The sequence below is a fragment of the Aquincola agrisoli genome (assembly GCF_036621135.1).
GTDB classification, from domain to species: Bacteria; Pseudomonadota; Gammaproteobacteria; order Burkholderiales; family Burkholderiaceae_C; genus Aquincola; species Aquincola agrisoli.
Map to the genome: position 1 here is coordinate 275,533 of NZ_JAZIBG010000009.1, position 21,414 is coordinate 296,946.

General features: G+C 74.2%; 13 protein-coding genes. 8 read left to right on the plus strand and 5 right to left on the minus strand.

Annotation, left to right across the window (positions count from 1 at the left end):
• Positions 1 to 17: 17 nt before the first annotated feature.
• Together V4F39_RS03130 and V4F39_RS03135 are read right to left on the minus strand one after the other, a co-directional pair.
• Positions 18 to 1,460 (minus strand): sensor histidine kinase, encoded by a 1,443-nt coding sequence (locus V4F39_RS03130; RefSeq protein ID WP_332287792.1) that lies wholly within the window; start codon positions 1,458 to 1,460, stop codon positions 18 to 20.
• The gene (locus tag V4F39_RS03135) at positions 1,447 to 2,121 is read right to left on the minus strand and encodes a response regulator transcription factor (protein WP_332287793.1); all 675 of its coding nucleotides are present in this window, start codon (positions 2,119 to 2,121) and stop codon (positions 1,447 to 1,449) included. Before V4F39_RS03135 ends, V4F39_RS03130 begins: the two co-directional genes overlap by 14 nt.
• A 113-nt stretch (positions 2,122 to 2,234) precedes the next feature.
• On the opposite strand from V4F39_RS03135, the gene V4F39_RS03140 reads away from it, so the two are divergent.
• Positions 2,235 to 2,849 (plus strand): hypothetical protein, encoded by a 615-nt coding sequence (locus V4F39_RS03140; protein ID WP_332287794.1) that lies wholly within the window; start codon positions 2,235 to 2,237, stop codon positions 2,847 to 2,849.
• A 4-nt stretch (positions 2,850 to 2,853) separates the two neighbouring features.
• A complete protein-coding gene (locus V4F39_RS03145; RefSeq protein ID WP_332287795.1) occupies positions 2,854 to 3,735 on the plus strand; it encodes a hypothetical protein in 882 nt (293 codons plus the stop codon).
• 22 nt (positions 3,736 to 3,757) lie between these two features.
• On the opposite strand, the gene V4F39_RS03150 is transcribed toward V4F39_RS03145, so the two are convergent.
• Positions 3,758 to 4,885: a 2OG-Fe(II) oxygenase family protein gene (locus V4F39_RS03150; RefSeq protein WP_332287796.1), complete on the minus strand. Its 1,128-nt coding sequence runs from the start codon at positions 4,883 to 4,885 to the stop codon at positions 3,758 to 3,760.
• Positions 4,886 to 4,893: 8 nt separating this feature from the next.
• Positions 4,894 to 5,454, minus strand: a complete 561-nt coding sequence (locus tag V4F39_RS03155) for a 2OG-Fe(II) oxygenase (protein WP_332287797.1) — start codon at positions 5,452 to 5,454, stop codon at positions 4,894 to 4,896.
• A gap of 256 nt (positions 5,455 to 5,710) precedes the next feature.
• Here V4F39_RS03155 and V4F39_RS03160 point away from each other — a divergent pair, with 256 nt between their 5' ends.
• From V4F39_RS03160 to V4F39_RS03185, 6 genes are read left to right on the plus strand one after another with little or no spacing between them, the layout of a single operon-like run.
• The gene (locus tag V4F39_RS03160; protein WP_332287798.1) at positions 5,711 to 6,481 is read left to right on the plus strand and encodes a hypothetical protein; all 771 of its coding nucleotides are present in this window, start codon (positions 5,711 to 5,713) and stop codon (positions 6,479 to 6,481) included.
• Positions 6,482 to 6,494: 13 nt separating this feature from the next.
• The gene (locus V4F39_RS03165; protein ID WP_332287799.1) at positions 6,495 to 7,679 is read left to right on the plus strand and encodes a hypothetical protein; all 1,185 of its coding nucleotides are present in this window, start codon (positions 6,495 to 6,497) and stop codon (positions 7,677 to 7,679) included.
• A 9-nt stretch (positions 7,680 to 7,688) separates the two neighbouring features.
• Positions 7,689 to 8,315, plus strand: coding sequence for a hypothetical protein (locus V4F39_RS03170; RefSeq protein ID WP_332287800.1), 627 nt, complete (start codon positions 7,689 to 7,691; stop codon positions 8,313 to 8,315).
• Entirely contained in the window at positions 8,305 to 11,463 is a 3,159-nt protein-coding gene (locus V4F39_RS03175; RefSeq protein WP_332287801.1) for a non-ribosomal peptide synthetase, read from the plus strand. Before V4F39_RS03170 ends, V4F39_RS03175 begins: the two co-directional genes overlap by 11 nt.
• A gap of 14 nt (positions 11,464 to 11,477) precedes the next feature.
• On the plus strand, positions 11,478 to 16,028 hold the full coding sequence (locus V4F39_RS03180; protein WP_332287803.1) for a non-ribosomal peptide synthetase: 4,551 nt from the start codon (positions 11,478 to 11,480) through the stop codon (positions 16,026 to 16,028).
• The gene (locus V4F39_RS03185) at positions 16,025 to 20,644 is read left to right on the plus strand and encodes a non-ribosomal peptide synthetase (RefSeq protein WP_332287804.1); all 4,620 of its coding nucleotides are present in this window, start codon (positions 16,025 to 16,027) and stop codon (positions 20,642 to 20,644) included. Before V4F39_RS03180 ends, V4F39_RS03185 begins: the two co-directional genes overlap by 4 nt.
• A 49-nt stretch (positions 20,645 to 20,693) precedes the next feature.
• On the opposite strand, the gene V4F39_RS03190 is transcribed toward V4F39_RS03185, so the two are convergent.
• Positions 20,694 to 21,353: a LysE family translocator gene (locus V4F39_RS03190; RefSeq protein WP_332287805.1), complete on the minus strand. Its 660-nt coding sequence runs from the start codon at positions 21,351 to 21,353 to the stop codon at positions 20,694 to 20,696.
• Positions 21,354 to 21,414 lie beyond the last annotated feature (61 nt).

Genomic DNA, 21,414 nt, shown 5'->3' on the forward strand with positions numbered 1-21,414 from the left:
AGGCTGTCTGAAAACTGTCAGGAAGCTGACAGCCCCGGCGACGGCCCCGCGCCCCGCAGCGGGAAGAACACGCTGAAGGTGTTGCCCACGCCGTCGGTGTCTTCCTCCAGCGTGATGCGCGCGCCGTGCAGCGTCGCGATCTCGCTGACGATGGCCAGGCCCAGGCCGCTGCCGTCTTCCTGCGTGCCGAGCAGGCGGTGGAAGCGCTCGAAGATGCGCGCGCGCTCCGGCACCGGGATGCCGGGGCCGTCGTCGCTGATGGCGAGGCGGCATTCGTTGCTGCCCCCCACGTTCACCCGCACCGTCACCCGGCCGCCCGACTGGCTGTAGCGGATCGCGTTGTCGATCAGGTTGTTGATCAGCTCGCGCAGCCGGTCGGGGTCGGCGTCGATCATCAGAGGCCGGTCGGCGCCCTCGAAGCCGAGGTCGATGCGCCGCTTGATGGCCTGCGGCACCCACTCCATGCTCACTTCCAGCGCATAGGCGTTCAGGTCGAGCGGGCGCAGCTGCATCGAGGCCAGCGCGCCCGGCTCGTTGCGTGCCAGCGAGAGGAGCTGCCGCACCAGCCGCGACAGCCGGTCGGCGCTGATGTAGAGCTGCGCCAGCGAATGGCGCACGCGCTCGGGGTCGGTCTCGCGCTGGGCCAGCTCGATCTGCGCCTTCAGGCCGCTGACCGGTGTCTTGAGCTGGTGCGCCGCATCGGCGACGAAGCGGTTCTGGAAGTCGAAGGTCTGCCCCAGGCGCGCCATCAGGTCGTTCACCTCGTTGACCAGCGGCCGCACTTCGCCGGGCACGTCGTGGGTGTCGATCGGGCTGAGGTCGAGGTGCGAGCGGTCGGACACCGCGCGGCGCAGCCGCTGCAGCGGCTGCAGCCCGCGCGACACGCCGAACCACACCACCGCGGTGGCCATCACCATCAGCAGCAGCTGCGGCAGCACGATGTTGGCCACCATCTCCCACGCGAAGCGTGTGCGCTTGTGGAGCGTCTCGGCCACCTGCACCTGGACCAGCGGCGTGCCGGGCCCCGTGCCCGTGCCGGCCCGCATGCGCGCAACCATCATGCGCACCGGCGCGTCGCCTACGTCATCGCGGTAGAAGCGCGGCGCGAGCGCCTCGGTGCCGGTGGCCCGCGGCGCCTCGCGCGGCGGCGGCATGTCGGCATCGCCGCCCAGCACCGTGCCGTCGGCACCGGTGACGCGGTAGAAGAGCAGGTCGTCCGGGTCGAGCAGCAGGATGTTGCCGGCGGCTTCCGACAGCTCCAGCCGCGGCTGGCCGCCATCGAGCTTGACGTGCAGCACGATCTCGCGGCCGATCTCGTGCAATGCGCGGTCGTAGGCCAGGTCGGAGAAACGCACCGAGTTCCAGTAGGCCGCCGCGGTGTCGATCACCAGCAGCACGGCCAGCGGCCCCAGCAGCCACGCCAGCAGCTTGCGCTGCAGGCGCGGCTCAACCGGCTTCATCGCCGCGGTCCATCAGGTAGCCCATGCCGCGCACGGTGCGGATCTCGCAGCCCAGCGGTTCGAGCTTCTTGCGCAGCCGGTACACGTTGACCTCGATCGCGTTGTCGCCCACCACGTCGCCCCAGCCGTAGAGGTGGTTGACGAGCTGCTCCTTGCTCACCACGCGGCCGGCGCGCATCAGCAGCAGCTCCAGCATGGCCAGCTCGCGCGGCGACAGCTCCAGCGGCCGCTTGTCGTAGAACACGCGCCGGCCCACGGTGTCGAAGCGCAGCAGGCCGTGCTCGAGGTCGGGCGTGGCGTTGTGGCTGCGGCGCAGCAGCGCGCGCACCCGCGCTTCCAGCTCGGGCAGGTCGAAGGGCTTGGCGAGGTAGTCGTCGGCGCCGAGGTCGAGGCCGCGCACACGGTCTTCCACGCTGTCGAGCGCGGTGAGCAGCAGCACGGGAAGGGTCGACTTGCGCCCCCGCAGCCGGCGCAGCACGTCGAGCCCGCTCAGGCCGGGCAGGCCGATGTCGAGGATGGCGAGGTCGTGCACGCCCAGGCCCAGCGCGTGGTCGGCCTCCTCGCCGGTGGCCACGATGTCGACCGCGTGCGCAGCCTGCACCAGCGTGCGCGAGAGCGCATCCGCCAGCACCTTGTCGTCCTCTACAAGCAATATGCGCATCGCATCGCCAGGCTGTCCATCCACCGCCACGGTCCGTCGAGCCGGCACTGTAGACCGGTTCGGCGCATAGACTCGGCCATCGCCCTGTTGCGCCGGGCGGGAGTCGCGACTCGATGAAGCTGCCCTTCGCCCAGCTGCACGGCCCCCTGTTCGTCACCACGGTCTTCGGCACGCTGGTGCTCGCCCGGCTGCTGGCGCTGGCCATCCCGACGGACTTCTACTTCACCTTCCAGTCGCTGTTCTCGGACCGCACGCCGCAGAGCATCCTGGTCTCGCTGATCGGCAAGATGGCGGCGCCGCTGGCGGTGGGGCTGGCCCTCGGGCTGTGGTGCATCGCGGCCTGGCAGCGGGCCGCGCGCACCCGCGGCGGGGCCCGCCACGGCTTCGCCCGGCGCGTGCGCTTCGTGTTCGGCCCCACCGCGTTCGCCGGCGGCTTCTTCGCGGCCTTCGTCGCGGCCTGGCCGGCGATGATCTACTGGGACCTGATGGCCAACCCCGCGCTGGCCCACCTGAAGCTCGCGTTCTTCGGGCTCTACGTGCTCTACATGCTGGGCTTCGGCTACGTCACGCTGCTGGGCCTGCTGCTCGCGGTGTACCTGCGCGAGCACTGGCAGCAGGGCCCGCCGGGCAGCGAATCGGTGTCGATGCGCGAGCTGTCGCGCGTGGGGGCGCTGTGGCTGCTCAACTCGGGCCTGGCCGCCGCGGCGATGAAGGTGCTGACGGAGTGAGGCGGTGAAGCTGCTGCACAAGCGCGCCGCGCCCGCCACGCCGCCCCCTGCGCCGCTCGGCGGCGAGGCGCGGCGCGGGCTGTGGGCCCCGCTGGTGCTGGGCTGCCTGGCGCTGGTGGCCGCGCTGTGCCTGCCGGCGCCGCAGTACATGGGGCTGCAGTCGTCGGCCGATGCGCCGCCGCAGGCCCGCGTGCTGCCCGTGCCCGTGCGCGAGCTGGAGCAGCGGGGGCGCCTCGCCGAGGGGGTCGACCCGGAGCAGGCGATGGCGACGCAGCGCCGCGTCGCGGCCAACCTGCTGCTGCAGTCGGGCTACCTGCTGGAGGCCAGCGTGCAGGACGACCCCACGACGAACCGGCCGCTGTACACGATGGTGCTGCGGCCGGAGGTGGGCGAGTGCGCCTCGTCGCCGATGGAGACGGCCGGCGCCGGCCAGGCGGGCGGCCCACCGCCGATGCAGGCCGACGAAGCACGGCTGCTGGCCATCGCCGCGGTGGCCGTCGAGAAGTTCCACCGCAGCGCGCTGCAGCGGCGCGCCGAGTGGCTCTACGCGCAGGCGATGCTGGCCGCCACCGGCCGGCTGCCCGACCTGTCGCTCGGCCCCGCGCAGATCCGGCCCTCCACCGTGCGGCGCCTGCTGGGCAGCGGCGCGCCGGTCGACGCGTCGTGGCAGCGCCTGGCGACCGACGACCGGGCGATGGCCAGCGCCCTGATGGACGAGTGCCGCTCGCTGGGGCTGGCTGCGGCCGTGCTCCAGCGGGCCGCCTGCAGCGGCTGCGACGACCCGGCAGGCCACGCCCTGCGCTCGTACGCCGGGCAGCGGCGGCAGACAGGCGCGGTGGTCGACTACGCGCCGGTGGTCCAGGCGATGGCGTTGATGCTGCAGTAGGCCGTGCCCGGCGCGGGCCCGGTCAATACACCAGGATCTCCGAGCCGCCCGCGGCGATGCGGTCCGGCCCGTTCCAGGCCGGGGCCTGCGTCGCGGCCGGCCCCGTCCACCAGCCGTTGATGGCCAGGCGCTTGCCCTGCGCAAACGGCGACACGTGCGTCACGAAGTGGGTCGAGGCCGGCGTCACGTTGAAAAGAAACAGCGTGTTGAAGGCCGCCGGCACGTAGCTGCCCTTCGCGCACCAGAACAACGCGCCGCCCCACTCCGGCCGCCAGTCCTTGGCCAGGTGCCACACGAAGGCGACCTGCCGATGGAGTTCCGGCCCGCTGGCGGCCACGTCGTTGTGTGGCAGGGAGTGGTCGCCCGGCAGGTACCAGCTCGCGCCCACCTCGGCCGGTCCGGGGCAGGCGCGGCCGGACAGGCGCCCGACCCAGGCCTTCGTGCCCGGCGAGTCGAAGAGCCCCGAGCACCAGGCCATGTCCTGCGGATACTCCTCGGAGCGGTAGAGGTTGTGGTGGTGGTAGTGGAAGTCGGCCTCGTGGCCCTCGTACACACGCCAGGCGGCGCACTGGTCGAGGCTGCGGAACATCCGCTCGGCGAAGTCCGGCTCGAAGGCATCCCGTATCGCGATCAGTTCGCCGGCCGCCAGCCGCGGGCCGACCTCCGCCAGTGCCGAACCCGCACCGCGCAGCGCGGGGCGCAGATAGGCTTCGATGGAGTCGGTGTCGGCCGGCACGCCACCGCCGCCCAGCGCGACCTCGTCCACGCTGGTGACGTTGCGCCGCACCTGTTCCATCTCGAGTGCCCGCACCGCGCCCAGCACCTTGTCCAGCGCTTCGGGCGGCGGTGTGCCGCCTCTGGCGTACACGATGATGTTGTGGCGGAAGATGACCGACGTCGGCACCGAGTGCACGTCGAACTGTGCCGCGATGGCCGGCTGGGCCTCGGCATCGACCGTCGCGAACAGGACATCGGGGTGCCGGGACGAAGCGGCTGCAAAAGCCTGCACGAGCGCGCGGCTGCTCGCGAGCGACGGCGCCCAGAAGCCGACCACGGCGAGCGGGTGGCCGTCGATGGCGGACGCGAAGTTCCGCTCGGTGAGTTCGATCACGCCGGCGGGCTTGTGCGCCTTCTGCTTGTGCTTCTTCATGCCGGCGCCTACTTGAAGGGCGGCCCCGAGAGCCAGCTCACCAACGAGTAGCGCACCCCGGTCTGCACCGGGCGGACGTCATGGCACATGAACGACGGGAACACCGTCATCGAGCCCCGGTCCTTGGCCGCGACGAACTCCGGATAGATGACCAGTTCGCCCCCGGTGTAGTCGGCGGGATCGGACAGCTGCACCGTCATGCTCAGCTTGCGCTCCGTCAGCCTGCCGGGGCCGATGTCGAAGTGCGGGCCGTAATACTCGCCCACCTCGTACCGGGTGAACTGGAAGCCTTCCCTGAACTGGCCCAGGTCGAAACCATAGACCGCGTCGTTGATCTCGCGCGCGAAGCGGCCCAGGCGCTTGAAGACCCAGTTCGTCGACTCGCTCGGCGGGATGAACACCGCGGAGGACTTGCGGATGCTCTGCGATTCGGCCACGTCCAAGGTTTCCACCCAGGCGGGCTGGAGAAGCGGCGTGAAATCGGCAATCAGCTGAGCGCATTCCTCCGGTGTGAAGGCCCTCTCGAAGGCGGCCAGGCGAGTCTGGTCTTTCTGCTTCTGCTTCTTCATTGGGGTTGGGATCTAGAGTTCCGTTAAACGGAATATTGTTCTGAATTTTGCGGGCGGCACCCAGGCTGTCAAGCGGGTTAGCCCCGCACGGCCGCACGGCCCGTGCCGCCTGAGCGCCGCTCGGCGCGAACCCGATGGTCATCGCGTCGCCGGACATGATTCAAATCGATTTGTTGCAAGGTCCGGCGAGTTAGGGAGTGACGGGGGACGGTGGGCGCCACACCATCCGCGGCCGGTGGGTCAAGGAAGGACTGCCATGCCCTCTCGCAAACATGCCGACGGCGCGCCGCCCGCGCCGCAGGAGCAGGCGCAGGAAACCGGGCTGCTGGCCGCGTTGAAGTCGTACGAGAACGCGGCGCTGCAGTACCAGTTCGAGCTGCAGCGCCACCAGGCGCGCGCCGCCGCCGTGGTGGAGCGGGTGCGCCAGGAGTGCGAAGCCGAAGCGCAGCGGCGCTGGCTGGAGGCCTACCGCAGCTACAGCGAGGCGCTGACCGACCTCTACGCCAGCGGCCCCGACGTGCAGGGAGCGCGTCAGGCCGCCCAGCGCTGGGCCGAGGCGCTGCATGCGTTGTACGACGTGCAACCGGGGTTGCGCGCCACGCAGGAGGCCGGCCAGTCGGCCTTGCAGCGCCTGGCGGAAGCGGGCAGCGCCGAAGGCGACGCGGCCGAGCGCACGCGCCAGGTCTACGACGACTACGTGACGCAGCTGGCGTCGATCTGGGACCGCCGAGGCGCGCTTGACGCGGCGCAGCGCGCGCAGCAGGACTACAACGACAAGCTGCGCGCCGCCCTGGAAGCCGCCGGCCGCCGCGCCACCGCCGCGCAGCAGGCCTACCTCGCCGAGGTCGACAAGATCCTGAAGGACGACACGCTGTGGCGGCGCCTGCAGGACGAGCTGGCGCCGATCCAGGAAGCGATGGCCTCCGCGCTGGCGCAGGCGCGGGACCTGGGCATCGACGCCACGATCGACGGCCTGCGCGCTTACAAGGCACCTGCCGGCGCGGCGCCGGAGGGCGCCGCCGCCTGAGAGGCCCCGGCCCGTGGCGCTCGTGCTCACCTCGGTGCGGCTGCACCACGATGCCGACGCGCGCCACGGTGCGCTGGCGCTTCGCATCGACGCCACGCACCCCATCGAGCCGCCGGAATGGCGCCTCGACGCCGCGGGCCGGGTGCACAGCGCGCCGGCCGCCTACGCGCGGCGCGACGCCGCCGGCCAGCCGCTGCGCCTGGACGCCACGTTCGAGCGCACAGGCGCGCTGCCCGACGAGGTGGAGGTGCGCGCGATCGACTTCCCCGCCAGCGCCTGGAGCGCGCCCAACCTGCTGGGCGACGTGAGCCCGCAGCGCGTGCGCCTGGGCGCCGCGGCGCGCAGCGGCGCGGTGCGCTTCACGCTCGAAGGCTCGCGCATCGGCAGCCGCGGCGTCGGCCGCTACGCGGTGCACTGGCGCTGGCAGTACCGCGCCACGCCCGCCGCGGCCTGGACCGACTTCGCCTGGACGTCACACACCGTCTACCTGCTGCTGGGCGTGCCCACCGACCCCTGGCAGCAGGCGCCGGAGCAGGGCGACGACACCCAGCTCCCCTGGGCCGCCGTGCTGGACCACGCCTGCACCTGGGCCGCCGGCGCCACCACGCCCGACGCCGCGGCGGCCGCCGTCACGGCCCAGGTCTACACGCTCGGCCTGCTCGGCGTCATCCGTTACGGCTGCCCGGTGTGGGCGATGGAGATGTACGCGCGCTCGTTCGCGCCCTGGAACCACTTCGACCTCACGGCCTGGCTGGAGCGGCTGGCAGGCGGCTGGGGCAACGGCCCGTATGTGAACTGCACCGACTGCGCCACCGCCGTCTCCACCTTCGCCAACGCGCTGGGCTGCGACCTCTGGCAGTCGCGCATGGGGCGCTACCTGCCGCAGTTCGAGACCTTCCCCATCCTGGCCGTCGGCGCCGCGCAGTGGCAGATCCCGTGCGGCATCTGGCCTGCGTTCAGCTTCCACGAGGTGGCGTGGACGGGCGCATGCGGCGACGACGACACGGTGTACGACGCCTGCCTGCTGCTCGACGTCGACGCCATGCCGTGGCTCGCGCCGCGCCAGGCCGTGCTGCCGGTGGCGGCGCGCTTCGGGCGCGCCGGCGAAGGCGGCTACCGCGACCGCCTGGCCACGCCGGCCGGCCGCCTGGACTGCGTGCCGCGCGCTGCCGAGCGCCGCCGGCGCGCGGTCTTCTAGGGGCCGGCGGTGGAAGCGGCGCACAGCGCATGGAAGCGTCTGTACCGCTTCGACGAGTGGAGCCGGCCGGCGGCCGCTGCCGCGGCCGCGAAGCACGCTGCCGCCGACGCCTGGCCGCTGCCGCAGGCGCTGGCCGACGGCGCCACGTGCCAGGCCGAGCTGCGCTTGGAGGCGCCCGGGCATGCGCGCTGCACGCAGGCCGTGTGGCGGCTGCCGGCCGCGCACGGCGGCGGGCTCGTGCGCACCGACGTGCACGAGGCGGCTTCGGCGCGCCGGGCGCGAGAGATGCTGCTCGCGCTGCTCGCCCAGGCGCAGGTGCCGCTGGAGCGCTGGCAGGGCGCGGGGGCGCCGGGCGAGGTGGCCTTCGCGGCGCCCCACGGCGGCTGCGTCGCCTTCGTGCGCGACAACCTGGTGGCAATGGCGGTCGTGCTGGGGCCGGCCAGCCGCGGCCTCGCCGGCTGGGCTGCCCAGCAGCTGGATGCCGCGCTCACCGCGCGCGGCGACGCCGCGCCCATCGCTGCGATCGCTGCGCAGCGGGCCGCCGACATGCCGGCGCCTGCGGTGCGCCAGGTGACCCTGCGGCCGCAGGCCGACCCGGCGGCCCCCGGCGAGGAGGCAGCGCCCGATGGCCGATGACGCGTACATGTTCCCGGTCTCGTTCGCGCAGCGGCGGCTGTGGTTCATCGACCAGCTCGTGCCCGGCAACGCGTTCTACAACCTGCATGCGGCGGTGCCGCTGAAGGGACCGGTCGACGCCGCGGTGCTGGCGCGGGCGCTGAACGCGCTGGTCGAACGCCACGAGGCGCTGCGCACCACCTTCGTCGTCGCCGGCGACGAGCCCATGCAGCGCGTCGCCGAGTCGCTGCACATCGAGCTGCCGGCCGAGGACCTGGCCGCGCTTGCGCTCGATGCGCGCGCGCGCCGCGTCGCCGAGGCCGCGCAAGACGAGGCGCAGCGCCCCTTCGACCTGGCGGCCGGGCCGCTGCTGCGCGCGCGGCTGCTGCGGCGCGCGCCGGGCGACCAGGTGCTGCTGGTCACGCTGCACCACATCGTCAGCGACGGCTGGTCGATGAACGTCTTCTGGCAGGAGCTGACCGCGCTCTACAACGCCTTCCTGCTCGGCCGGCCCTCGCCGCTGCCCGAGCTGCCGATCCAGTACGCCGACTATGCGGTCTGGCAGAACGAATGGTTGCAGGGCCAGGCGCTGCAGGCGCAGCTGGACTACTGGCGCGAGCGGCTGCAGGGCGCACCCGCACTCGATCTGCCCACCGACCGCCCGCGCCCGCCGGTGGCCAGCTACCGCGGGGCGCAACAGCCGGTGCGGCTGCGCGCGCCGCTGGCGGCGCAGTTGCGCGCCCTGGGCCAGCGCCAGGGCACGACGCTGTTCATGACGCTGCTCGCCGCCTTCGCCACGCTGCTGGCGCGCAGCAGCGGCCAGACCGACGTCGTCGTCGGCGTGCCCACCGCGGGCCGCACGCGCGCCGAGCTGGAAGGGCTGATCGGCTTCTTCGTCAACACGCTGGTGATGCGCTGCGACCTCGCCGGCGACCCGCCCTTCGACGCGCTGATGCAGCGCGTGCGCCAGGTCGCGCTGGGCGCCTACGCGAACCAGGACCTGCCGTTCGAGAAGCTGGTCGAGGCGCTGCAGCCCGACCGCGACCTGAGCCGCAACCCGCTGTTCCAGGTGACCTTCCAGTTGCTGTCCACCGCCCCCGCGGCGGTGGCTGCCGCGGCGGGCGAGCCGCAGGCGCAGCGCGGCAGCGCGGCCTTCGACCTGTCGCTCAACCTGTGGGACGGCGGCGGCGAGGTGGCGGGCCACTTCGAGTACGCGGCCGACCTGTTCGACGCCACCACCGTCGAGCGCATGGCGCGCCGTTTCGAGACGCTGCTCGAAGACATCGTCGCCGCACCGCAGCAACCGATCGGCAGGCTGGCGCTGATGGACGCCGCCGAGCGCCGGCGCGTGCTGGTGGACTGGAACCGCACCGCGGCCGACGTGCCGGCGGCGACGATCGACGCCCTCTTCGCCGCGCAGGCCGACCGCGCGCCTGAACGGCTGGCGCTGGCCGCCGGCGGCCGGCAGCTCGGCTACGGCGCGCTCGAGCGCCAGGCCGGCGCGATCGCCCGGGCCTTGCGCAGCCGGGGCGTGGGCCGCGGCGACGCGGTGGCGCTGTGCCTGCCGCGCGGCATCGAGCTGGTCGCCGCGATGCTGGGCACGATGAAGGCCGGCGCCGCCTACGTGCCGCTGGACGCCTGCGCGCCCGACGAGCGCCTGCACCTGCTGCTCGACCGCTGCGAGGCGCGCGCGCTCCTCGTCGACGCCGCAGCGGCGCGGCGGCTGGCCGGAAGGCGCGAGCCGATGCTCGACAGCGCCGCGCTTGCGTTCTCCGAAGCCGACGCAGCCCCGCCGCCGTCCGCCGGCACCGGCCCGGACGACATCGCCTGCGTCATCTTCACCTCGGGCTCCACCGGCGTGCCCAAGGGCGTGGAGGTGCGGCACGGCGGCCTGGCCAACCTCGTGCACTGGCACCTGCGCGCCTTCGGCCTGCACGCCGACGACCGCACGAGCCAGGTCGCCGGCCCGGCCTTCGACGCCTTCGGCTGGGAGGTCTGGCCCAGCCTGTGCGCCGGCGCCAGCGTGCACTTCGCCGACGACGAACTGCGCGCCGCGCCGCGCGAGCTGCTGGCCTGGCTGGCGCGCGAGCGCATCAGCGTCGGCTTCGTGCCCACGCCGGTGGCCGAGCCCATGCTTGCCGAGCGCATGCCTGCCGGGCTGGCGCTGCGCGCGCTGCTGACCGGTGGCGACCGGCTGCACCGCGCGCCCGCGCCGGGGCTGCCCTTCGTCGTGCACAACAACTACGGGCCGACCGAATGCACGGTGGTCGCGACGTCGATGCCGCTGGCGCCCCAGGGCGACGACCTGCCGCCGCCGATCGGCCGCGCGATCGCCAACACCCGGCTCTACGTGCTCGACGCACAGCACCGGCCGGTGCCGGTGGGCGTGTGGGGCGAGCTTCACATCGGCGGCGCCGGCGTCGCGCGCGGCTACCGCGGCGACGCGGCGCAGACCTCCGAACGCTTCGTCGACTGGCACGGCGAGCGCGTGTACGCCAGCGGCGACGTCGTACGCTGGCGCGACGACGGCACGCTCGAATTCCGCGGCCGTTCGGATCGCCAGGTGAAGGTGCGTGGCCACCGCATCGAGCTGGGCGAGATCGAGAGCGCGCTGCGGCGCGACGAGCGCGTGCGCGAGGCCGCGGTGGTGCTGCGCGACGACGGCCGGCTGGCCGCCTACGTGGTGGCGCAGGACGGCGCGCAGACCGATGACGAGGCCGTGTTCGCGAAGGGCGTGCGCGAAGCGCTGGCGCGGCGCGTGCCCGAGCACGAGCTGCCGGCAGCGGTGGTCGTGCTGCCGGCGCTGCCGCTCACCGCCAACGGCAAGGTCGACCTGCGCTCGCTGCCCGCGCCGGCCGCCGCGGCCGGCGGCAGCGACGAGCCGCGCGGCCCGGTGGAAGGGACGCTCGCGGCGCTGATGTGCGAGGTGCTCGGCCGCGCACGCGTGGGCCGCCATGACCACTTCTTCGCCGACCTGGGCGGGCACTCGCTGCTCGCCACGCAGCTGGTGTCGCGGGTGCGCGGCGCGTTCGACGTCGAGCTGCCGCTGCGCGACTTCTTCGGCGCCCCCACCGTCGCCGCGCTCGCCGAGGCGGTGGAAGAGGCGCTGGTGGCGCAAATCGACGCGCTGTCGAACGAAGACGCGGCGCGCCTCGCGGCGCAGGCCTAGGGCCGGTGGACGCGATGGGCCCGACGGACGCGCGCCGCGCCGGCCTCAGCACCGAGAAGCAGGCGCTGCTGCAGCGACGCCTGGCGGCAGCGGCCGACCGCGCCGGCACGGCCCCGGGGGCGATTCCGCGCCGCCAGGGCAGCGGGCCGGCGCGGCTGTCGTTCGCGCAGCGCAGGCTGTGGTTCCTGGACCAGCTCGCACCCGGCAACCCCTACTACAACATCGCCTTCGCGCTGCGCTGGCGCGGCGTGGCGGTCAACACCGCGGCGTTGCGCAGGGCCGTCGCCACCGTCGTCGCCCGCCACGAGGCGCTGCGCACCACCTTCGTCGCCGTGCACGGCGAGCCGCGCCAGGTCGTCTGGCCCGAGGTGCGCTTCGACTTCGGCCTCACCGATGTGCGCGAGGCCGACGCCGCCGGCCGCGACCAGGCCGCGCTGGACGCCGCCACCGAAGAAGCGCGGCGCCCCTTCGACCTGGCGCGCGGCCCGCTGCTGCGCGTGCACCTGGTCCGCCTGGCCGACGATGACCACCTGTTCGTGCTGTGCATGCACCACATCGTTTCCGACGGCTGGTCGATGGGGGTGTTCGCGCGCGAGTTCAACGCCGCCTATGCGGCGGCGCTGACCGGCCGTGCGCCGGCGCTGCCGCCGCTGCCCATCCAGTACGCCGACTTCGCCGAGTGGCAGCAGGGCTGGCTGGCCGGCCCGCGGCTGCAGGCGCAGCTGGACTACTGGCGCCGGCGCCTCGCCGACCTGCCCCCGCTGCGCCTGCCCACCGACCGCCCACGGCCCCAGGCCAAGGCCTACCGCGGCGCGCAGCACGCGTTCGCGCTGCCCGCCGCCACCTGTGCGCGCCTGCGGGCCTTCGCCGACGCCGAAGCGGCGACGCCGTTCATGGTGCTGGCCGCCGCCTTCGCCGCGCTGCTCGCGCGCTACAGCGGCGACGACGACATCGTCATCGGCGCGCCCGTGGCCAACCGCAACCACGCCGAGATCGAGCCGCTGATCGGCTTCTTCGTCAACTCCGTCGTGCTGCGCATCGACACCGGCGGCGGCGCCGGCCTGCGGGATCTGCTCGCGCGCACGCGCCAGGTCACGCTCGAGGCCTACCAGCACCAGGACGTGCCCTTCGAGCACCTGGTCGAGGTGCTGCAGCCCGAGCGCGACCCCGGCCGCAACCCGTTGTTCCAGGTGACGCTGCAGCTGCTCAACACGCCCGGCGCCGGCATCGATGCCAGCACGGTGACGATCGACCGCCGCACCGCGATCTTCGACCTGGCGTGCACGCTCGTGGAACAGGGCGACACGCTGGCCGGCGGCTTCGAATACGACACCGAGCTGTTCGACACCACGACGATGGCGCGCATGGGGCAGCACTACGTCGCCCTGCTCGGCGCCGCATTGCAGGACCCCGATCGCCCGCTGGCGCGCGTGCCGCTGCTGACCGACGGCGAGCGCCGCGCGATCGCGGACTGGAACGCGACCGCGGTGGCCTTCCCGCAGGACCGGGGGCTGCACCGCATCGTCGAGGCGCAGGCGCGGGTCACGCCCGGCGCGCCCGCGGTCCGCGATGCCGAGGGCGCCGAGATCACGTACCAGGCGCTGGACGTACGCGCCAACCGGCTGGCGCGCCACCTCGCGGCGGTGGCGCCCGACGCCGGGCGGCCGATCGCGGTGGTGCTGGAGCGCGGGATCGACCTCGTCGTCGCGCTGCTCGCGGTGCTGAAGAGCGGGCGCGCCTACCTGCCCCTTGAGCCCGGCGAGCCGGCGCCGCGCCTCGGGTCGATGCTGCACGGCACGGGCGCCGGCCTCGTCGTCACCCGCGCCGCGCACCGCGCCCGCTTCGACGCGTGGCGCTGCGTGCTGCTCGATGCCGACCGCGCCCTGATCGACGCGCAGGCGGACGCGGCCCCGGCCGTCGACGTCGACCCCGAAGCGCCCGCCTACCTGCTGCACACCTCCGGCTCCACCGGCCGGCCGCACGCCGTGCGCGTGCCGCACCGTGCGCTGTGCAACCACATGCGCTGGATGCAGCAGGCCTTCCCGATAGGGCCCGGGCATCGCGTGCTGCAACGCACGCCGGTGGGCTTCGACGCCTCGGTGTGGGAGTTCTGGGCCCCGCTCGTAGCCGGCGCCACGCTGGTGATGCACGCGAGCGAGCCGCACTTCGACGCCGCGGCGCTGGCGCAGGCGATCCGCCGCCAGCGCATCGGCACCGTGCAGCTCGTGCCTTCGCTGCTGCGGCTGCTGCTGCAGGAGCCCGCGCTTGCCGGTGCGGCGCAGCTGCAGCGCGTGTTCTGCGGCGGCGAGCCGCTGACGTCGGACCTCGTGGAGCGCTTCCGGTCGCGCCTGGACGCCACGCTCGTCAACCTCTACGGCCCCACCGAGACCTGCATCGACGCCACCTGCTGGGTGCTGCCGCCGGGCACCGACGACGACCCGGTGCCGATCGGCCGGCCGATCGCCAACGTGCACGTCGCGATCGAGCGCGACGGCCTGGCGGTTCCGCTGGGCGTGGCCGGCGAGCTGGTGATCGGCGGCGCCGGCGTGGCGCTGGGGTACGAGGGCGAAAGCGGGCTGACGGCACGGCGCTTCGAGCCCGACCCCGAGCACCCGGGCCGGCTGCGCTACCACAGCGGAGACCTGGCGCGCTGGCGCGCCGACGGGGTGCTGGAATGCCTGGGCCGCATCGACCAGCAGCTGAAGTGGCACGGCGTGCGCATCGAGCCGGGCGAGATCGAGGCGCTGCTGCGCGAACACCCCGAGGTCGACCAGGCGCTGGTGATGCTGCGCGCCGTCGGCGACGGGGCGCCGCAACGGCTGGTCGCCCACGTCACGCTGCGCGCCGAGGCCGCCGCCGCGCGCCAGGTCGCGGCCTGGAACCGCGTCTACGACGAGGTCGTCTACCGCGACCTGCACGGCGACGCGCGCGAACCCGACTTCACCGGCTGGCACCGCAGCGACACCGGTGCGCCGATCGACAGCGGCGCGATGCAGGACTGGCTGGATGCGACGCTCGCACGGCTGCGCGCCGCCGGCCACAGCGCGCCGCGGCGCGTGCTGGAGATCGGCTGCGGCACCGGGCTGGTCGCACTGGCGCTGGCGCCGGACTGCGAGCACTACGCCGGCATCGACTTCTCCGCCCGCGCCGTGCAGGCCCTCGCCTCAAAGGTGCAGGCCTGCGGCCTCGCGCCGCGCGTGCGGCTGCTGCAGCGGCGTGCCGATGCGCTGGCCGAGCTGGCCGACGGCTCCTACGACCTCGTCGTGCTCAACTCCGTCGTCCAGTACTTCCCCGGCGAGGCGCATCTGCTCGCCGTGCTCGAACAGGCGGTGCGCGCGGCGCGGCCGGGCGGCACGGTCTTCATCGGCGACGTGCGCATGCTCTCGCTGCGGGCGCCGTTCCACGCCACGCTGGAAGCCGCCGCGGCGCCGCACGACGGCGCCGGCGCGGTGCTCGAACGCGTGCGCCGGCGTGGCCGGCGCGAAGAGGAACTGCTGCTCGGCGAAGCCTTCTTCACCGCGCTGCCGCGCCGGCTGGCGCGTGTCGGCTGGGTGGAGCTGCAGCCCAAGCGGGGCGCGGTCGCCAACGAGCTGAGCTGCTTCCGCTTCGACGCCACGCTGCACCTCGATACCGCCGCGCCGGCGGCGCCTCAGGAACAGCTCGGCTGGCAAGGCCTGCGCACGCTGACGGACAGGCTGAGCGGCACCCGCAGCGCATTCGTGCTGCGCGACGTGCCGAACGCGCGCACGCTGCCGCCGCTGCGGCTGTTCGAAGCGCTGGAGCGGGCCGACGCGTTGGCCCCGGCCGGCGGCCTGGCCGCCGACGCGCCCGCCGGCGACCCGATGTGCGACGTCGAAGCCGCCGCCGCGGCCGCCGGCTGGCGCTGCGTGTTCCACGCCACCGCCGACCCGGGCCGCGCCGATGCGCTGCTCTTGCCGCCTGGCGATCCCAGGCCGGCGCGCCTGGCCTACGCCCCTGCGGGCCTGGCTGCCGACGCGCCCACCGCCAACCAGCCCTGGCACGCCGCCGCCGAGGCGCGTGTCGCCGCCGAGCTGGCCGAGCGGCTGCGCGAGCGCCTGCCCGAACACATGCTGCCGCAGCACGTGTGCGTGCTCGACCGCTTCCCGCTCAAGCCCAACGGCAAGATCGACCGCCGCGCGCTGCCGCCGCTGGAAGGCGACGCCGACGCGGCGCGCCGCAGCGCCTTCGTCGCCCCGGCCGCCGGGCTGGAGAGCGAACTCGCCGCGCTGTGGCAGCGCCTGCTCGGCGTGGCGCGCGTCGGCGCCGACGACAGCTTCTTCGACCTGGGCGGCCACTCGCTGCTCGCCGCGCAGCTGGCGGCACGCGTGCGCGAGCGCTTCAACGTCGAGTTCGCGCTGCGCACCGTGTTCGACGCACCCCGCCTGGCGGCGATGGCGCGCGCGCTCGCCGCCGCGGGCGCGCGCGCCAGCGCCGGGCCCGGCCAAGACCTCGACCTCGATCTCGAAGCGCTGGCCGCCGAGCTGGCCCGCCTGCCGCAGGGGGCTGCCGCCGAACTCCTTGCCACTCACCCAGGTACCCCATGAGCGACCACCTCGCGCAACAGATCGAACGCCTGTCGCCCGAGAAGCGCGCGCTGCTCGCGCAGCGGCTGCGCGCGCGCAGCCAGGGCACCGAAGGCGGCGCGCCGCGCATCACGCCGCGGCCGCGCAGCGGGGACGAGCGCTTCCGGCTGTCGCATGCCCAGGAGCGGCTGTGGTTCCTGGACCAGATGAACCCCGGCAACGCGTTCTACAACATCCCCGCCGCGATCCCGCTGCGCTTCGCCGTCAACGCGGCGGCGCTCGAACGTGCACTCAACGAGCTGGTCAGGCGCCACGAGTCGCTGCGCACCACCTTCGAGTCGCCCGACGGCCAGCCGCGCCAGGTGGTGCAGCCGTACCAGCCGCGCGCGCTGCCGCAGACCGACCTGCGCGAGCGCCCTGCCGCCGAGCGCGCGGCGCTCGCCGACCGCCTGGCCGCCGAGGAGGCGGCGCGCCCCTTCGACCTGGAGCGCGGCCCGCTCTTTCGCGCCGGCCTGGTGCGGCGCGCCGACAGCGACCACCTGCTGCTGCTCACGCTGCACCACATCGTCGCCGACGGCTGGTCGATGGGCGTGCTGTTCGACGAGCTGACGCGGCTGTACACCGCGTTCACGATGGGCCTGCCTTCGCCGCTGGCGCCGCTGCCGGTGCAGTACGCCGACTACGCCGAGTGGCAGCGCGACTGGCTGCAGGGCGACGCGCTGGAGCGCCAGCTCGCGTACTGGCGCAGCCAGCTCGCCGAGCTGACGCCGCTGCAGTTGCCGGCCGACCGGCCGCGCCCGCCGCAGCAGAGCTACCGCGGCGACCACGTTCCGTACGCGATGACGCCGCGCCTCACCGAAGCCGTGAAGGCGCTCGCCGCGGCGCACGGCGCGACGCCGTTCATGGTGATGCTGGCCGCCTTCGACGCGCTGCTGGCGCGCTGCACCGGCGAGGACGACATCGCCGTCGGCACCTACATCGCCAACCGCAACCAGCGGGAGATCGAAGGGCTGATCGGCTTCTTCATCAACACGCTGGTGCTGCGCGTCAGCACCGCCGGCGAGCCGACCGGCCGCGAGCTGCTGGGCCGCGTGCAGTCCGCCTGCCTGGACGCCTACGCCCACCAGGACGTGCCCTTCGCGAAGCTGGTGTACGAGCTGCAGCCCGAACGCGACCTCGCGCGCAACCCGCTGTTCCAGGTGGTGTTCCACCTCTTCAACGCGCCCAACGCGGTGCCGCAGGCCGCGGCCCCCGGCGAAGCCGCCCCGGCGGCCGAGCACCGCAGCGCGATCTTCGACCTGGTGTTCGAACTGAGCGAAGAACAGGGCCGCTACACCGGCGGCGTGGTCTACGGCACCGACCTCTTCGACCGCGCGACGGTGGAGCGGCTGCTGCGCCACTACACGCTGCTGCTCGAAGGGCTGGTGGAAGACCCCGACCGGCCGGTGTCGCGGCTGCCGCTGCTCGACGCAGCGCAGTGGCGCCGGATCATGCAGTGGAGCGCGAAGCCCGAGCCGGGCGGGTTGCGCGCCGGCGTGCCCGCGCTGTTCGACGCCCAGGCGGCGGCCACGCCCGACGCGCCCGCCTTCTTCTGCGGCGAGGCCGTGCTCTGCTATGCCGAACTGCGCAGGCGCGCCGACGTGCTGGCGGCGGTGCTGGCGGCACGAGGCGCCGGCCCCGAGGCGCTGGTGGCGGTGGCGCTGGAACGCTCGTTCGACGCCGTGGTCGCGCTGCTGGCGGTCTTCAAGTGCGGCGCCGCCTTCCTGCCGCTGGACGTGGCCTACCCGGCCGAGCGACTGCAGTTCATGCTGGACGACGCCGGGGCGCGCATCGTCGTCACGCGCAGCGCGTGGCGCGACACGTACGCGCGCGCCGGCGTTGCCGCGGTGTGCATCGACGGCGAGTTGCCGCACGCGCCGGCGCCGTTCCCCGCACCGGCCTTCGACCCCGATCGCCTGGCCTACGTGCTCTACACCTCGGGCTCCACGGGCCGGCCCAAGGGCGTGGCGAACACGCACCGCCAGTTGATGAACCGGCTCGAATGGATGTGGCGCGCCTACCCCTTCGCCGCTGGCGAAGTGGGCTGCCAGAAGACGGCGCTGAACTTCATCGACGCGCTGTGGGAGCTGTTCGGCGGGCTGCTGCGCGGCGTGCCGGCGGCGATCGTGCCCGACGCCGCGCTGCGCGACCCGGCGGCGCTGGTCGACGCGCTGGCCCGCCACCGCGTCACGCGGCTCTGGCTCGTGCCTTCGCTGCTGCGCGTGCTGCTGGAGACACAGCCCGACCTCGCCGAGCGCGCCCCCGCCCTGCGCTTCTGGGTCGCCAGTGGCGAGGTGCTGCCGGCCGACCTCTATGCGCTCTTCAGCCGCCGCTGCCCCGGCGCTGCGCTCCACAACCTGTACGGCACCTCCGAGGTGTGGGACGCCACCTGGTACGACCCCGCCGAAGGCGCCGACGCCTCATGGCGCGTGCCCATCGGCCGCCCCATCGGCAACGTCGAATGCCACGTGCTCGACCGCCACCTGCAGCCGGTACCCATCGGCGTGCCCGGCGAACTGCTGGTGGGCGGCGCCGGGCTGCCGCGCGGCTACCTGAACCGGCCCGAGCTGAGCGCCGAGCGCATCGTCGCCCACCCCTTCAGCGACGCCCCCGGCGCGCAGCTGTACCGCACCGGCGACCTGGTGCGCTGGCGCCCCGACGGCCTGCTCGAATTCATCGGCCGACGCGACCAGCAGCTGAAGATCCGCGGCTTCCGTGTCGAGCCCGGCGAGGTGGAGACGGTGCTGCTCAGCCACCCCGGCGTGCGCGAGGCCGCGGTCGTGCCCTGCGACGACGCCGCCGGCCAGCCGATGCTCGTGGCCTACGTCGTGCAGGCCGCCGGCTACCGGGGGGGCGAGGCGGACGGGGAGGGCGACGCCGAGGGGCAAGAAGGCTGGAGCGCGCAGAAGGTGGCGCAATGGCAGTCGGTCTGGGACGACGCGTACCGGCGCGGCTCGCCCGACGATGGCAGCGGCTTTGACACCAGCGGCTTCGTCAGCAGCAGCACCGGCCAAGCGATCCCCCGCCCCGAGATCGAGCAGTGGGTGGCGCAGGCGGTGCGCAAGCTGCTGCAGCGCCGCCCGCGGCGGGTGCTGGAGATCGGCTGCGGCGGCGGGCTGCTGGCGCTGCGCGTCGCCCCCCACTGCGAGCGTTATGTCGGCACCGACTTCTCGGCCGCCGCGCTGGGCAAGCTGCGCGCGCTGGCCGAACGCCGCGCGCTGGCGCAGCTGACGCTGCTGGAACGCGCCGCCGACGACTTCTCGGGCATCGACGAGGGCGCCTTCGACGCCGTGGTGATCCACTCGGTGGCGCAGTACCTGCCCGATGCCGAGCACCTGGCGCGTGTGCTCGAAGGGGCGGTACGCGCCACGGCGGGCGGCGGCTTCGTCTACGTGGGCGACCTGCGCGTGCTCGGCCTGCTGGAGCCCTTCCACGCCGCGCTGGCGCTGGAACGCGCGGCGCCGTCGACGTCGGCCGCCGCGCTGCGCGACGGCGTGCACCGCCGCCTGGCGCGCGAGCAGGAACTGGCCGTCGACCCGCTGTACTTCCACGCGCTGCAGCCTCGCCTGCCGCGCGTGGCTGGCGTGCGCATCGAATGGAAGCGCGGCACGATCCAGGACGAGTTCTGCCGCTACCGCGCCGACGTCTTCCTGCACGTGGGCGCGGCGGCCGCGGCCCCGGCCGTCACGCGCATCGACTGGGAAGCGCAGAAGCTCACGCCTGCCGACCTGCCCGGCGTGCTGGCGCAGGCGCAAGGCAGGCCGCTGCTGCTGCGCGGCGTGCCGAACGCGCGCGTCGAGGAGGCGGTGGCGCTGGCCGCGCTGCTGGCCACGCCGGCTGCCGACGCGCCGCGCGACGCTGGCGAGCTGCGCGCCTGGCTCGCCGCCCGCCCCCGGCACGGCGTCGACCCCGAAGCGCTGGCGCAGGCGGCGCAGCAGGCGGGCTGGAGCGCCGAGCTGCTGTGGAGCGGCCCCGGCAGCGACGACCGCTTCGACGCCCTGCTCCTGCACGGGGGCGCCGCCGCGAGCGACGCCGAGGTCGCCGCGCTGCAGCGCCTGGGCGGGCTGCGCGCGCGCGCGCTCGCCGAGCACACGAACAACCCCCTGCAGGGGCTGTTCACGCAACGGCTCGTGCCCGTGCTGCGCCGCCACCTGGCGGCGCGGCTGCCCGAGTACATGGTGCCGGCGCACTTCTTCCTCGTCGACGCGCTGCCGCACACGCCCAGCGGCAAGCTCGACCGCCGCACGCTGCCCATGCCCGGCCAGGACGAAGGCCGCAGCGCGCGTCCCTTCGTCGCCCCGCGCACGCCGCTGGAGACGCAGCTCGCGCGCCTGTGGAGCGAGCTGCTGGGCCTGGCGCACATCAGCGTGCACGATCACTTCTTCTCGGACCTGGGCGGCCACTCGCTGCTGGCCACGCAGCTGGTCTCGCGCGTGCGCCAGACGCTGGGGCGCGACCTGACGCTGCGCGGGTTCTTCGAGGCGCCGACGGTGGCGGCGCTCGCCACCATGCTGGCGGCAAGCCCGGCGCGCGCCGCCGACGCCGCGCCGATCGGACGCTTGGCGCGCGAGCGCTACCGCGACACCGCCGCGCGCTGAGGGGGCGAGATCGAGTGCAACCCGCTGCCCCGGTGCCCGCTGCAGGCGCCTACGGAGCCCCGCGGCGGTAGAACGCCAGCGAGCCCGCGAGGGCCAGCAGCGCGGCGCCGCAGCTGCGGTCGAGCCACAGCACCGCGCGCCGGCGCAGCAGCCGCACGGCGCGCGCGCCGATCAGCGCATAGCCCAGCATCACGACGAAGTCGAGGCCGGCGAACACCAGGCCGATCGCCACGTACTGCGGCCACTGGGGGGCCGAGGCGTCGATGAACTGCGGCAGCAGCGCCGAGCAGAACAGGTAGCCCTTGGGGTTGGTGACCGCCACCAGGAACGACTTGGCGAAGAGGCGCCCGGGCGCCGCGCCGGCCTGGGCCGTGCCCGTCTCGGACAGGTCGAGGCTGCCCTGCGAACGCAGCAGCTTCAGCCCCAGCCAGGCCAGGTAGGCGGCGCCAATCCACTTGACGACCGAGAACCAGAACTCGGAGGCCGCGAGCAGGGCGCCGAGGCCCAGCGCCACGGCGCCCACCAGCACGAAGTCGGACAGCACCGCGCCGAACATGCCGGGCACCGACGCGCGCACGCCATGGCGCGAGCCGTTGGCCAGCGCGAGCAGCACGGTGGGGCCGGGCGTCGCGATGGCCACCAGCGCGACCATCGCAAAAAGCGTCAGCGTGGTCAGGTCGAGGGCCTGCAGAAGCGGTTCGGGCGGCATGGGCGTCTCCTTCTCGGGGCCGCCGAGTGTCCGGCGGCTGCCCACACGACACAATGGGGCG

Excerpts from the sequence above, each read along its gene's own strand:
- V4F39_RS03180 (WP_332287803.1), top strand. The coding sequence starts at position 11,478 with ATGGGCCCGACGGACGCGCGCCGCGCCGGCCTCAGCACCGAGAAGCAG.
- V4F39_RS03160 (WP_332287798.1), top strand. The coding sequence starts at position 5,711 with ATGCCCTCTCGCAAACATGCCGACGGCGCGCCGCCCGCGCCGCAGGAG.
- V4F39_RS03135 (WP_332287793.1), bottom strand. The coding sequence starts at position 2,121 with ATGCGCATATTGCTTGTAGAGGACGACAAGGTGCTGGCGGATGCGCTC.
- V4F39_RS03175 (WP_332287801.1), top strand. The coding sequence starts at position 8,305 with ATGGCCGATGACGCGTACATGTTCCCGGTCTCGTTCGCGCAGCGGCGG.
- V4F39_RS03130 (WP_332287792.1), bottom strand. The coding sequence starts at position 1,460 with ATGAAGCCGGTTGAGCCGCGCCTGCAGCGCAAGCTGCTGGCGTGGCTG.
- V4F39_RS03140 (WP_332287794.1), top strand. The coding sequence starts at position 2,235 with ATGAAGCTGCCCTTCGCCCAGCTGCACGGCCCCCTGTTCGTCACCACG.
- V4F39_RS03155 (WP_332287797.1), bottom strand. The coding sequence starts at position 5,454 with ATGAAGAAGCAGAAGCAGAAAGACCAGACTCGCCTGGCCGCCTTCGAG.
- V4F39_RS03185 (WP_332287804.1), top strand. The coding sequence starts at position 16,025 with ATGAGCGACCACCTCGCGCAACAGATCGAACGCCTGTCGCCCGAGAAG.
- V4F39_RS03190 (WP_332287805.1), bottom strand. The coding sequence starts at position 21,353 with ATGCCGCCCGAACCGCTTCTGCAGGCCCTCGACCTGACCACGCTGACG.
- V4F39_RS03150 (WP_332287796.1), bottom strand. The coding sequence starts at position 4,885 with ATGAAGAAGCACAAGCAGAAGGCGCACAAGCCCGCCGGCGTGATCGAA.